This window comes from Aggregatilinea sp., assembly GCF_036822615.1.
In the GTDB taxonomy this organism is placed as follows: Bacteria; Chloroflexota; Anaerolineae; order Aggregatilineales; family Aggregatilineaceae; genus Aggregatilinea.
The window spans coordinates 46,681-59,558 of the sequence record NZ_DAISHJ010000021.1; the positions used below are offsets into that span (position 1 = coordinate 46,681).

Below are 12,878 nucleotides of genomic sequence, written 5' to 3' on the forward strand. Positions count from 1 at the left end.
GTCCTGTCGGTTTACGCGGGTCAGCTCTCCAGGAAGCCGGACACGATTTGATCGGCGGGCGCGCCGAGATAGGCTTCGATGACGAGCGGGTTCTTCTGGATCTCTTCGGGTGTGCCCTCTGCGATCTTACGCCCGTAGTCGAGCACGGTCACCTGATCGGAAATGCTCATGACCACGCCCATGTCGTGCTCGATGAGCAGGATCGTCAGGCCGCGCTCGTCGCTCAGCCGCCGGATGAAGTTCATGGTCTGCTCGGTTTCCTGCGGGTTCATCCCGGCGGCAGGCTCGTCCAGCAGCAGCAGGGCCGGGTCGCTTGCCAGCGCGCGTGCGATCTCCAGGCGGCGCTGGCTGCCGTAGGGCAGGTTGGTCGCCAGCAGATCCGCCGAATCGGCCAACTCGACAAATTCGAGCAGCTCGTACGCTTTCGCCAGCGCGGCGTTTTCTTCCGCGCCGTTGATCGGCAGCCGCAGCAGCGCGCCGACCGGCGTCGCGGCCAGATTGACGTGCGCGCCGACCATCACGTTTTCCAGCACGGTCATGCCGCTGAACAGGTGGATGTTCTGGAAGGTGCGCGCCACGCCCTTCGCGGTGATCTGGTCGGGGCGCAGCCCGTGAATGGGATGCCCCAAAAAGTGGATCTCACCTTCTTCGGGCGTATAGAAACCGCTGACGCAGTTGAAAAACGTCGTTTTGCCCGCGCCGTTGGGGCCGATCACGCTCGCAATTTCGCCGGGCATGATCGTCAGTTCCAGGTCGCTGACCGCGGTCAGGCCGCCGAAGCGTTTGGTGACGCCGACCGCACGGAGGACGGGCTGTTGGGATTCGGTTCCGCCGGTCATGACTCGCTTTCCTTTCGTGCGCCGACCAACTGCCGTGCGCGCTCGCCAAGCTGTGTCGGAGGCGCAGGCAGCAGACCCTCGGGACGGATGATGACGATGGCCACCAGCAGCGCGCCGAAGGCGAGGATGCGGTAGGTTGCCAGCTCGCGCAGCATTTCGGGGATGCCGATGAGCACGATTGCGCCCATGATCACGCCGGGGATGCTGCCCATCCCGCCGATGATGACGAGGCTGAGCACCGTGATGCTGACGTTGAGGTCAAAGTCTGCCGGGTAGATGTTGCGCTGGCGGGCTGCGAACAGCACGCCGCCGATCCCGGCGAAGGCCGCGCCGATGGCGAAGGCCATCAGCTTGGTCTGGACGAGGTTCACGCCCATCGACTGCGCGATGGTTTCATCGCTGCGCATGGCGTTCCACGCGCGCCCGATGCGCGAGGCCTTGAGCCGCGTCGAGAAGAACGCGACGAATGCCGCGCCGATCAGCACGAGGTACACCAGCGCCAGATACGTGATCGAGCCTTTCGCGTCGTCAGGCAGCGGGCGGGGGATTTGCAGAATCCCCTGCGGGCCGCCGGTGAAGTCGCGCAGGTTGGTGAACAGCAGGCGGATGATCTCACCGAAGCCGAGCGTCACGATCGCCAGATAGTCACCGCGCAGGCGCAGCACCGGGATGCCGAGCATGATTCCGGCGATGCCCGCCACGAAGAAGCCGACGATCAACCCGATTAGGAACGGCGATGTGCCGTGGAATACTTTGTCATAGACGCCGGTGCGATCGAGGATGATGCCCGCCACCGCACTGGCCGCCACTGCGATCAGGATCAGCAGCGCGGACGTCCCGTTCGACGGGTACGGCTTGATCGATTTCAACAGGCGGCGGCTGGGCTGCGCGTTCAGTTCGGCGGCGGCTTTCGAGCGCTGCCAGATTCGCAGCCCGAAGTACATCACCAGACCCGCGACGATGGCGGTCAGGGTGATCCACGCGGCGATCTGGACTACTTTTTCGTCGTTGCCCGCGAAGCGCAGGCCGGTCGGCTGGTTGTTGTCGTCCAGCACGGTCTGGTTGGACGACAGGAACGCGTAGGCATACGCGCCGAGCGCGAAGAATGCCACGTAGCCCAGGTCGAGCATGCCCGCATAGCCGATCACGATGTTGAGGCCCAGCCCCAGCAGCACGTTGATGCCGACCCAGGTCAGCACGTCGTTCTGGTACTGGTTCAGGTAGAGCGGCAGGATGCCGACCACGGCGATCATCGACGCGCCCGCAAGCTGCGACTCGAACCGGCCCGGCTTCAGCAGCGCCACCCAGCTCTGGATGATGAGTCCGCAGGCCGCCAGCACGATGATGCCGATACTCAGGACTTCGCTGCCGCGCGGTTCGTTCGATAGGCCGATGAAGTTCGCGCCCGCCGCGTTGATACGCCACGCCGCCAGCGCCGCCAAACTGGCGACGATGACGGTGATGATGCCGAACTGCGTCGCCGGGGACAGGCCGTGATCGTTGGGCTGCGCCGAGCGGATCGACACCAGCCCGAACAGGATGATCAGGAAGGTGGTGAACAACTGCACCTGCTGCGCGCTGCCGCCCAGGTCGATCAGCGGCTTGGAGCCGCCGCCCTGCCCGCGCGTCAGCCAGAACAGGCCGAACAGGATCAGGGGCAGCAGCAGCATGCCCCAGTGCGTGATCGGGTTGCCGCCCAGACCGGTCGAGATGTTCTCCTGATAGCGGGAGAGATCGGCGCGGATGGCGGCCAGCGTCAGACCTGCGCTGAGCGTCGAGACGATGACCAGCAGCAGCATGAAGCCGTAGAAGCCGCCGATGTAGAGATTGATGTCGAACAGCGAGTCGCCGGTCAGGCCGAACTGGAGCACCAGCGCCGTGTCCTTATCGAACGTCAGGCGCATGGGATCGGTGCGTGCAACCGCGTCTTCGCGCAGGTACTCGCCCGTCAGCGGGTTGGTCGGCGGGTTGGGGAACAGCTCGTCTTCCGGCACGCCGGAGAGGATCGAGGTGGTTTCGGTCGAAACGGCGTTGAAGTACTGTTTGACGTCGATGTTGTGGGCCTGCCAACTGTTGACGAGCGACATCAGCAGGAACGGCACGATCGTCGCGCCGACGCCGACCGCCACGCCGTTCCACAGCACCTTGGCGATGCCGTCATCGCGCAGGCGGCGGCCCATGCGGACGCCGAAGATCCCGGCCACGAACAGCATCAGGAACACGGTCAGGTTCGGGATGTTGACCGGCACGCCGATCAGGATCAGGAACGAGATGATCAGCCCGGCGATGAAGCCCGATTTCAGCCCTGGCCGGATGGAAGCAATGAAGGATTGAACACGCCCGTAGATCATCGCTAGACCTTCTTTTCCGAGAGCACTTCACCGAAGATACCGGTCGGGCGGAAGATCAAGACCAGCACCAGCAGGCTGAACGCGATGACGTCCTTGTATTCCGCCGGAATGCCCAGCGCAATCGGACCGAGCGCTTCGACCAGTCCCAGGAAAAAGCCGCCGAACATCGCGCCGGGGATGTTGCCGATGCCGCCCAGCACTGCCGCGGTGAAGGCTTTCAAGCCGGGGATGAACCCGCTGCGCCAGTTGAACGACAGGTTGTGGAAGCCCAACATCACACCCGCCGCTCCGGCCAGCATCGCGCCGATGGCGAAGGTCACGACGATCACGTGATCGACGTCTACGCCCATGAGTGCTGCCGTGTCCTTGTCTTCGGCCACGGAACGCATCGCGCGCCCGGTGCGAGAGCGTTGGACGAACAGGTACAGCACCACCATCAGCAGGATCGACACCAGGACGATGATGATGCCGGTTTTGGTCACCGGGATCACGCCCAGGCTGCCGATGTTAATGTCAATCGTGCCGCTGATCAGCTTGGGGCGCTCGTAGAACCGCTGCTGCGGCCCCAAAATATTCGCCATAGCCTGCTGTAAGAAGAACGACGCGCCGATCGCACTGATGAGCGGCGTCAGGCGCGGCGCGCGGCGCAGCGGGCGGTAGGCGATGCGTTCCAGCGCGACCGCCGTCAGCGTCGAGGTGAGCATACCGCACGCGACGATGAACAGCAGGGCCAGGACCGTGTTGACGACTTCGTAAACGTTCGGCACGAAACCGCCGAGCGCCTGAAGCAGCGCGTATCCGGCCAGCGCGCCCACGCCGAAGCGAATGGGCAGCGAAAACAGGGTCAGCATCCACGTCGAGCTGACCTCGACGTTCGCGGTCCGTTCACTGCGACCAAAGCGCGACGCGATGGTTTCCAGCGGCAGGAACAGGATGCCGACGACGAGCGCCAGGATCACGCTGGCGATGCTGGCCGCGCCGACCTCGAAGACGCCGTCGCCCAGGCTTAACACGTAGGCCAGCGCGAACCAGCCGCCGACCGTGCCCAGCACCAGGACTTCGCCGTGTGCGAAGTTAATCATAAAGAGGATGCCGTAAACCAGGGTGTAGCCCAATGCCACCAATGCGTACACCCCGCCCAATACCAGCCCGTTGGTGAGCTGGAGGCCCCACACGGCGATGGGATATTGATCGGTTTCGACCACGTTGCTGACCCGTGCCGCGAACAGCAGGAAAATAATGACGCCCGCGACGTTGGTCACCAGTTTAAAAGACGAGATGTTTTCATCGCTGCGCGCGCGGCTGATGAGGATGAAGATCAGCGCGATGACGCCGAGGGCGGCATAGACGCCCAGGATGTCCCCTGCCGCCGAGCTGATCGATCGCAGCGTGCTCTCGTGCGACGATCCCAGCAGCCCCGATGTGCGGGCGATGTCCCACAAAATGCGGAACACGGCCAACAGCGCGCCGTACGAAAAATAGCGACCGCTGAGTTGTTCGTAATCCAATTCTATGAACCGGTTGAAACGGCGGGCCTGGGATACTTCCGCCATGCTATCCTCCATCCAGGGCGACGCCCGCCGGTGGCATTCCACGGGCGTACACGCCGTGTCCCCCCCTGCAGGGACATAATCGACCCGCCGAGATAATGGGCGACGGGCAGTGCTCGGAACTGCGCAAAATTCTACCAGCGGCCAGAGCCAGATCCAATGCGCGGCACTGGTAACATTCGATAAAAAAGGGGGGAAGGCATGACTGCCTTCCCCCACACCTGATTGTTATTGAGCGGCTTCGGTCGCCATGGCCTCGGGGGCAACGAGGTCTTCCGGCACTTCGACCGCGACCCACGCACCGTCTTCAACCGTATTGATGGCGATGTAACCCGCACCGCAGTCACCCTTATCGTCGCAGGTGAGCGTGCCGGTCAGGCCGTCGTAGTCAGCCGTACCGCGCACGGCGGCGACCAGGGCTTCACGGTCGATCACCAGGCTGCCGTCGTCCTGCGGCTCGGCCACGGCTTCGATCGCGGCCAGGATCATCTTGGCCGAGTCATACGCGTGGTAGTGGAACGGGCCGAGATCTTCCGGCGCAACACCGAACATTTCTTCGTAGGTGCTGTCGAAGTTCTCGAGACGCTCGGGGTCGGTTTCGGGGGTTTCCGCGAAGCTCGCGTACGCGCCTTCAGCCGCATCCGCCGCACCTTCGATGAAGGCTTCGCCGTACACACCGTCGTCGCTGAAGAAGATCACGTCGCCCAGACCAACGTCCTGCATCTGCGGAACGAGCAGCACGGCCTGCTGGACGTAACCACCGAAGTAGATCGCTTCGGGCGATTCAGTCACGAGCGGGGTCAGCACCGAACGGTAGTCCTGGTCGTCCACGCTGATGCCTTCGAAGGCAACCACTTCGCCACCCAGTTCGGTGAAGGTGTCGCGGACGACTTCCGCCAGACCCAGGCCGTAGGTGTCGTTGTCGTGCATCACGGCGATCTTGGTCAGGCCGAGCACCTTGTACATGTAATTGGCGTCAACCACGCCCTGAACGTCGTCACGGAAGGCCACGCGGTTCACCACGTCCAGGCCGCGCTCGGTCACACCGGCGGCGGTCGCGCTGGGCGACATCATCGGGATGCGGGCTTCTTCGTATACGTCAGAGGCAGCGGTCGTCGCGCCGGAGCAGATGTGACCGACCACAGCAACAACCTGCGGGTTGGACACAACGCGGTTCGCCACGGTGGTGGCTTCGTCACCGGAGCAGCGGTCGTCTTCGGTGATCAGTTCGATCTGATGACCATCGATGCCGCCAGCGTCGTTGATTTCGGCCACGGCGACTTCAACAGCTTGCGCGATGTCCAGACCAAATTCGGCGATCGGGCCGGTCAGGTCGGTGGCAACAACAATAGTGATCGGATCGTCGGGCGCGACCGTCACCGTCGCTTCGTCGTCTTGCGCCGCCACGGGGCTAATCGCAATGGCGAGAAGGGCGACCAGCAGCAGGAACCGGAGGGACTTGAACTTTTGCATTAGACTTCTCCTCGGTTGTAACGCACTTTACGTAAGGGACTTCACCGTGCAATCAGACTGGGGGCGCTGCGCGCCCAAGGGAGTTGGGATACTGCGTGACAACAGGTGTGCTGATCACCTCCTTGTGACGCCTGAGACGGTCTTTGGTGGATCTGAACAGCTTCCGTACCGTCTGTACCCATACGAAAGCTGGCGTGCAGCATGTTCTCGTGCATCGTACCAGGATTTGTGAACGCTTGTCAAACTAAGGGACTTACATGCACGTCCATTAACTTTATAGTGACAGCTTGACCAGAATATGGCACGGAATTATACGCCATCCTTTCCATCACCATTTTGGCTAATCTGCACAATCTCGTTCGTTTCAGTACGCGCGGCGGACCATGAATGCTGCATACTGCCTGATGGCGTCCTGCGCCGCGTTGTTGATTCCGGTTTGCGCCAGTCGATTCATGGCGCTGTCGTAGTAGTCGCGCGCGATCTGGTCGGTGTGGGTTTGCGCGTCGGTGCGGGCCAGCACGTCCAATACGGCCTGTACGTCTGCGTCTGAGAGCGTTTGCTGGCGGTAGATCGCGTCCATCTGCTCGCGGTCGGCCTCCAAGGCGCGCTCGAAGGCGACCAGCACCGGGTACGACTTCTTCTTGTCGCGGATGTCGCTCGTGGCCGATTTCCCGGTTTGCGCCTCGTCGCCCCACACGCCGAGGTAATCGTCGCGGATCTGGAACGCGATCCCCAGGTCGCGGCCAAAGCGCGTATAGTGCTCGACGATCGTTTCGTCATCCGTGCTCAGCACCGCCCCGACCATTGCCGCGCACTCGATCAGCGCACCGGTCTTGTTGGCGACCATCGTCACGTAGTCGTCCACGCTCACCTGCTTGCGGTGCTCGAAGTCCATGTCGAGGATCTGGCCCTCGGCGGTTTGCAGGCACGCGCGCGACAGCGCCTCGAAGACGCGCACGATCTTTTCGGCGGGCGTGCCGATCTGCCGCAGGCGCGTGCTGGCGAGCATCGCCAGCGCGTACAACCCGTCGCCGGAGTTGATCGCCTGCCAAGCGCCCCACTGCGTCCAGACAGCGGCTCGGTGGCGGCGGTCGGTGGAGCTGTCCATCACGTCGTCGTGGATCAGCGTGAAGTTGTGGATGAATTCCAGCGCGGCCCCGGCGGGCAGCACGTGCCGGTACTCGCCGCGCACGGCCTGCGCGACCAGCGCCATCAGCAGCGGGCGGATCTTTTTGCCCGTGACTTTTTGCGCCATGCTGTCGCCTTCGTCCAGGTCCCAGCCGAACTGGTAATCGATCACATTCCACAGGATCGGCGCGATCTCGGTTTGCTCGCGGCGGGCAGCACGCATTTCCGCCTCGACGTCCGCGAGGATCGGCGCGAAGAGGGCTTCGTAGGTGGTGCTAGACATGCAGGGTCCTTTCGTGATTAGGTGGGTGGGGGTGTCCGGCCCAGGGCGCGGGCGAGCGCGCCGGGATCGTTGGACATCATCGCGTCGCAGCCCAGACGCTGGTAGAGCCGGGCGCGCCGCTCTGACTGCACGTCGAGCGGGCAAACGACCTTGCCCTGGCGGTGCGCCTGCCGGACGTAAAACGGGTTGAGCAGCAGCAGCGGCCACAGTGGGCCAAGCAGCGCCACGGGGGGCGCGGGGGTGGGGTTATTGAGCGTGATCAGGCCGGTGGGAATGTCCGGCGCGGCGGCCTGCACCGCTTGCAGGCGGCTCAGGCTGAACGACAGCACGACCGTCTGCGCGCGGATGCCGCACTCGTCCAGCGTTGCGACGAGCTGGCGGCATACGTCCGGCTCCAGAAAGCGATCCGTCTTCAGTTCCAGCGCCAGCGCCACATCCGGCGGAAGCAGCGCCGCGACCTCGCGCAGCGCCGGGACGCGCTCGATCTCGAACCCGGCGCGGCCATACGACGCGCTCAGGCGTTTGATCTGCGCCAGCGTCAGCGCGCCCACCGGCCCGCTGCCGGACGTGGTGCGATCGACCGTTGCGTCGTGAATGCACACAAATTCTCCGTCCGCCGTCAGGTGCAGATCCGTTTCGAGGATGTCCGCGCCATCGGCCAACGCGCGCCGGAACGCGGCCAGCGTGTTTTCGGGGCACTCGATCGAGTTGCCCCGGTGTGCCATGATATAAGGCCGGGGTTTGCCGGGAATGACCAGTGTGGTTGAAGGTGATGTGCCCATACGCTTCCAGAAGGTGACTGCGCTGGGCCGATTCTACTGTGTTTTGGCGGGCACGCCATGTTGTGAGGAAACCGGGCGCTGGGGCGCTGCCCCCACACATGGCCCCCGCTCCCTGCCGCCTTCCGCGACAGGGAACGAGGGCGAACTCCGGCTTTCTTTGCCCGCTTTCTTTCCCCGAAAGAAGGTGGATCGTTTTTCGCTCTACGCCGCCGCGCGGGCCGCGATGAACGCGCAGATCTGGGCCATCGCCTGCGTCGCTTCGGGGAACATCGGCGCGCAGACCGGGTAGCAGTGGAACAGCCCTTCCCCGACGATCAGCGTCGCGTCGGTTCCAGCCCGCTGCGCTTTCTCCACGAAGCGCGTCGAGTCGTCGAACAGCCCATCGCAGTCGCCCGCCGCGATGAGCACGGGCGGCAGCCCGCTCAGGTCACCGTAGAGCGGCGAGATCCAGGGGTGGCCCGCGTCGCTGCCTTTGGTGTAGTAGTGGCTGAAAACGTGCCACGCGCCCTTGGGCGTGAACGGATCAACCTTCGCCTTCGCGCGGATCGAGTCCCCGGTGCACTTGAGGTCGGTCCACGGCGAGAGCACCGCCGCGCCTGCGGGCAGCGGCGTGCCCTGATCGCGTGCGGCGAGCATCGTCGCCAGGGCCAGCCCTCCGCCCGCCGAATCTCCGGCGAAGACGACGCGTGACGGATCGGTGCCCTGATCGAGCAGCCAGCGGTACGCCGCGAGCGCGTCATCGAGCGCTGCCGGGTAGGGGTGCTCCGGCGCGAGGCGGTATTCGAACAGCAGTGCGGGCACGCCGCTGCCCTTCACGAACTTGGCGACGTGCTGGCGGTGGCCCCGGCACGATCCGCAGACGTACCCGCCGCCGTGAAAGTACAGGATCGCTTTGTCGTGCGCGGCCTGAGGCGGCTGAATCCATTCGGCGTACACGTCGCCGATCTGGACCGACACGACGTCGATCCCTTCCGGCGGCTTGCTGATCAGTCCGGCGGCGCGATCCGTCTCCGCGCGGTAGTCGAGGATCGAGGTATTCATGTCGATCACGGTCCGGCGCTTCAACTGGCCCTGTAACAGGTGGCCGTGCTTGAGCATCATGATCACCATACGGCTCTTCATGCTGGGCATGGTGGATTCTCCTGCATGGAGTGGTGCGCCCGAAGGCGCGGATAATCGAGGCGAGGTCGAGGCGGAGCGGATCTACGGGGCAGGGCTGGCGCCGTTCAGATACAGGCTCACCCCCTGCGCAACCGCCGCGCGCGCATCGAATGCGTCCGGCTGCATGTAATACCGCTTGGCGACCTCAACGAACACGAACTCGAACAGGTCGATCAGCATGTCGCGCGGCAAGTCGGCGCGAATCTCGCCCGCGGCCTGTCCCAGCGTGATGATCTCGTCTGCTAACGAGTCGAAGTCGCTCTTGACCGTCCCGCCCTCCGGGGGATGCAGCGAGACGACGTTCTGGACCCGGTAGGCGAGGTACTTTTCGAAGATGGCGTGTTGTGCCTGCACCCGCTTGATCAGCTCGTTCAGGATCGCCGTCAGGCGCGCGCGCGTATCCGGCAGATCCCGCAGCAGCGCGCGCTTGTCGGCGTTTTGTTCCTGAAACGCCTGCTTCACGTATTCGTTGAGGATCGCTTCCTTGGCCGGAAAGTAGCTGTACAGCGTCGCCTTGGCGACATCTGCTTCTTCCGCGATCTGCTCCATCGTGGTGGCGTCGAAGCCGTACGCCTTGAACAACCGGCTGGCTGCGTCCACGATTTTGCGCCGCGTGGCGGCTTTCCTGCGTTCGATCCGGTTCTGGCGGGTTGGCCCATCCGGCTCCATAGACCCATCCTTTTGAACGCCGTATTATACTGAACGACGTTCAATGATGAACGTCGTTCAGTTTATGATACTTTCCGCGCGCCGTCAAGGGCATCTTTTCGCTGACCGACTGCCTTTGCGCTGCATGTGACATGTAGCCGACTTAGCGATTACGGTAGTGAGTTGAAGTATCTCAACTTACCCTTCTATACTGGAACCGTATGGATTTATGAGACAGCAGGACTCTTTAGGAAACGACGATGCGCATACGGTCGAGTTTGTTTGTCCTTTCTCTCCTGACGATAGGGCTGTTGATGCTGTCGATTGCGCCGGTACAGGGCATCGAACTCCGGCAGTCCCCGACCGGCACGTTGACGGGGCCGGACCAGACGGAAACGGCGGCGGCAGTACAGGCGACGGCAAACCGGCTGTTCGGTGGGGAGGCAGTCACGCCGACGCCCACCTTCACGCCGAGCGCGACGCCGACTGCGACGTACACCGCTACGCCGACGAGCGCACCCGAACGTCGCGGGCTGACGTATTACGGGACGCTGCCGGACTTCATCGATCAGATCGCCTGGGCATCCGGCGATAAGCTGCTGGTCAATTCGGCGTTCGACGGCCTGGCCTGGATCGATCTCAGCAGCGTCACCGCGCGACCTCATGGGTTTGGGTTGAGCGTCGACTCTCTCAGCGCGTTTGCGGTGAGTCCCGACGGGGCCGTGCTGGCCTACGGGATCGACCACGTAGTCCTGGCCGACGCGCAAACCTCGCGGGTGATCGCCAACCTGCCGGGAGGCGTGTCGTACCTCAGCGATCTGGCGTTCCGCTTCGACAGCGCCGTGCTGGCGTCCGCCGCGATGAGCGACTCGATCCGCCTGTGGAACGTCGCCACGCAGCAGGAGATCGGCAGCTTCCACAGCGGCGAAGGCGCGACGCAGGGCATCGCTTACAGTCCCGATGGCACGCTGCTGGCGGCTGCTGCCAGCTTTGCGACGGCGATCACGGTGTGGAACGTGTCCGATCCGGCTGCTCCGGCCCTGGCCGTGACGCTGGACCGGGAAGATCAGGATTTCTCGAACGGCGCGCTCAACGTCATCGCGTTCAGTCCTGACGGTACGCTGCTGGCCGTCGTCTCCCGCAACAAGATTCTGCTGTGGGACGTCGCCACCTGGACGCGGATCGCCGTGCTGGAGGGACACAGCGGAGAAGTCAATACGATCTCGTTTAGCCCGGACGGTATGCTGTTGGCTTCGGGCAGCAGCGACTACACCGTGCGCCTGTGGGATCTCGCCGCGCGGGGAACCGTTGCGACCTTCACGGGGCACACCGCGCCGGTCGTCAAAGTTGCCTTCAGTCCGACCGAGATGGTGCTGTTTTCGGTTGGCGAATACGAGGACATCCGCGTGTGGGGGACGGTCGATTAAGCCGGATGCAGCGTGGTTTTCCATTGCCGCCCCGCTTCAACTGATCTACACTTCGGGCGCGCCGATCCACCAGGAGCCGCCCTGTGTCCGAGTTTGCGACCACCCCCGTTCACGTTTCCGCGCCCAGCAAGCTGATGCTGCTCGGTGAGCATGCCGTCGTGCATCACCGCCCGTGCCTCGTCACGGCGATGGACGCGCGCCTGCACATGACCCTGACCCTTGCCGCGCCCGGCGACGAGACGTTCACCATTTCCGCGCCGGACGTGGGCGTCGAGCGGGTGCAGGGCCGGTTGGCGGAAGCGTTCGCGGGCGGCGAAGGGCTGGCGCGCGGCACGCGCTTCATCGAAAGCGCGCTGGCCGTCTTCCGCGAGGCGTACGGCCTGCCGCGCGGCGTGGCGATCGAGACGCACAGCGATTTTTCCAGCCAGTACGGGCTGGGCAGCTCCTCCGCGACGGTGGCCTCCGCGCTGTTCGGGCTGGCGCAGGTGTACGGCGTCACGATCGAGCCGCTGCGCCTGTTCGAGCTGGGCTTCGACGCGATCCATCGCGTGCAGCACACCGGCTCCGGCTTCGATCTCGCGGCGGCGATCTACGGCGGCACGCTGTTTTACGACAACGGCACGCCGCGCCAGATCGTGCCACTGGACGCGCCCCCGCTCCCGCTGGTCGTCGGCTATTCGGGCATCAAGGCCGACACGAGCACCTATGTCCGGCGCGTGGGGGAGCGCCTCGCGGCGTGGCCTGCTGCGATGGAGGGCATCTTCGACGTGATGGCACAGCTTGCGCGGGACGGTCGCGCGGCGGTCGAGGGGGGCGATTGGGCGCGCCTGGGCGAGGTGATGGATATGCAGCACGGGTTGGCGCACGCGCTGGGCGTGGATGTGGCGGAGACGGCGGCGCTGGTCTTCGCGGCGCGGAACGCGGGTGCATACGGCGCGAAATTGAGCGGCGCGGGCGGCGGCGACTGCATGATCGCGCTCGTACCGGAGGATCGCCGCGCGGCGGTCGAGGCGGCGCTGGAAGCCGCCGGGGGCGAAGTGGTACGGATTGCACCGGGCGCGCCGGGAGTCCGGCGCGAAGGGGAGTAAACGACGATGGCGGGGAACGTGACGGACGGCAAAGCGACGGCGGTCGCGTGTGCGAACATTGCCTTTATTAAGTATTGGGGCCGCAAAGACGACACGCTGCGTCTGCCGCTGAACGCCTCGATTTCGATGAACCTGGATCGCGCCACGA

The 12,878-nt window shown here is 64.3% G+C and carries 10 protein-coding genes and 2 pseudogenes; 3 read left to right on the forward strand and 9 right to left on the reverse strand.

Annotation, left to right across the window (positions count from 1 at the left end):
- Window positions 1-20: 20 nt before the first annotated feature.
- The 9 genes and pseudogenes from V7116_RS09130 to V7116_RS09165 all read right to left on the reverse strand — a co-directional run bounded on the left by V7116_RS09130 (window position 21) and on the right by V7116_RS09165 (window position 10,236).
- Complete coding sequence (locus V7116_RS09130) at window positions 21-839, reverse strand: ABC transporter ATP-binding protein (RefSeq protein ID WP_324391599.1); 819 nt, start codon at window positions 837-839, stop codon at window positions 21-23.
- Entirely contained in the window at window positions 836-1,783 is a 948-nt protein-coding gene (locus V7116_RS25750; RefSeq protein ID WP_442891803.1) for a branched-chain amino acid ABC transporter permease, read from the reverse strand. The genes V7116_RS09130 and V7116_RS25750 overlap by 4 nt, the downstream gene beginning before the upstream one ends.
- 3 nt (window positions 1,784-1,786) lie before the next feature.
- A pseudogene (locus tag V7116_RS25755) lies at window positions 1,787-2,050 on the reverse strand (ABC transporter permease subunit); the annotation flags it as partial.
- A gap of 1,142 nt (window positions 2,051-3,192) precedes the next feature.
- Window positions 3,193-4,371, reverse strand: a complete 1,179-nt coding sequence (locus tag V7116_RS09140) for a branched-chain amino acid ABC transporter permease (protein WP_442891804.1) — start codon at window positions 4,369-4,371, stop codon at window positions 3,193-3,195.
- A 597-nt stretch (window positions 4,372-4,968) separates the two neighbouring features.
- Window positions 4,969-6,213, reverse strand: a complete 1,245-nt coding sequence (locus tag V7116_RS09145) for a branched-chain amino acid ABC transporter substrate-binding protein (RefSeq protein ID WP_324391602.1) — start codon at window positions 6,211-6,213, stop codon at window positions 4,969-4,971.
- Window positions 6,214-6,577: 364 nt separating this feature from the next.
- Window positions 6,578-7,624, reverse strand: a complete 1,047-nt coding sequence (locus tag V7116_RS09150) for a polyprenyl synthetase family protein (protein ID WP_324391603.1) — start codon at window positions 7,622-7,624, stop codon at window positions 6,578-6,580.
- 17 nt (window positions 7,625-7,641) lie between these two features.
- Window positions 7,642-8,406: a glycerophosphodiester phosphodiesterase gene (locus tag V7116_RS09155; protein WP_324391604.1), complete on the reverse strand. Its 765-nt coding sequence runs from the start codon at window positions 8,404-8,406 to the stop codon at window positions 7,642-7,644.
- A gap of 201 nt (window positions 8,407-8,607) precedes the next feature.
- Complete coding sequence (locus V7116_RS09160; protein WP_324391605.1) at window positions 8,608-9,537, reverse strand: alpha/beta hydrolase; 930 nt, start codon at window positions 9,535-9,537, stop codon at window positions 8,608-8,610.
- 72 nt (window positions 9,538-9,609) lie between these two features.
- On the reverse strand, window positions 9,610-10,236 hold the full coding sequence (locus V7116_RS09165) for a TetR/AcrR family transcriptional regulator (RefSeq protein WP_324391606.1): 627 nt from the start codon (window positions 10,234-10,236) through the stop codon (window positions 9,610-9,612).
- 239 nt (window positions 10,237-10,475) lie between these two features.
- Here V7116_RS09165 and V7116_RS09170 point away from each other — a divergent pair, with 239 nt between their 5' ends.
- The 3 genes and pseudogenes from V7116_RS09170 to V7116_RS25760 form a co-directional block, all read left to right on the forward strand.
- Window positions 10,476-11,642 carry a WD40 repeat domain-containing protein gene (locus V7116_RS09170; protein ID WP_324391607.1) on the forward strand — a complete coding sequence of 389 codons (1,167 nt, stop codon included), beginning with the start codon at window positions 10,476-10,478 and terminating at the stop codon, window positions 11,640-11,642.
- An 83-nt stretch (window positions 11,643-11,725) separates the two neighbouring features.
- The gene (mvk, locus tag V7116_RS09175; protein WP_324391608.1) at window positions 11,726-12,730 is read left to right on the forward strand and encodes a mevalonate kinase; all 1,005 of its coding nucleotides are present in this window, start codon (window positions 11,726-11,728) and stop codon (window positions 12,728-12,730) included.
- A gap of 6 nt (window positions 12,731-12,736) precedes the next feature.
- Window positions 12,737-12,878 (forward strand): annotated as a pseudogene (locus V7116_RS25760) (hypothetical protein); the annotation flags it as partial.

Bases quoted from the DNA above. Each gene is read 5' to 3' on its own strand.
- V7116_RS09130 (WP_324391599.1), bottom strand. From the start codon at position 839: ATGACCGGCGGAACCGAATCCCAACAGCCCGTCCTCCGTGCGGTCGGC.
- V7116_RS25750 (WP_442891803.1), bottom strand. From the start codon at position 1,783: ATGTACTTCGGGCTGCGAATCTGGCAGCGCTCGAAAGCCGCCGCCGAA.
- V7116_RS09145 (WP_324391602.1), bottom strand. From the start codon at position 6,213: ATGCAAAAGTTCAAGTCCCTCCGGTTCCTGCTGCTGGTCGCCCTTCTC.
- V7116_RS09150 (WP_324391603.1), bottom strand. From the start codon at position 7,624: ATGTCTAGCACCACCTACGAAGCCCTCTTCGCGCCGATCCTCGCGGAC.
- V7116_RS09155 (WP_324391604.1), bottom strand. From the start codon at position 8,406: ATGGGCACATCACCTTCAACCACACTGGTCATTCCCGGCAAACCCCGG.
- V7116_RS09160 (WP_324391605.1), bottom strand. From the start codon at position 9,537: ATGCCCAGCATGAAGAGCCGTATGGTGATCATGATGCTCAAGCACGGC.
- V7116_RS09165 (WP_324391606.1), bottom strand. From the start codon at position 10,236: ATGGAGCCGGATGGGCCAACCCGCCAGAACCGGATCGAACGCAGGAAA.
- V7116_RS09170 (WP_324391607.1), top strand. From the start codon at position 10,476: ATGCGCATACGGTCGAGTTTGTTTGTCCTTTCTCTCCTGACGATAGGG.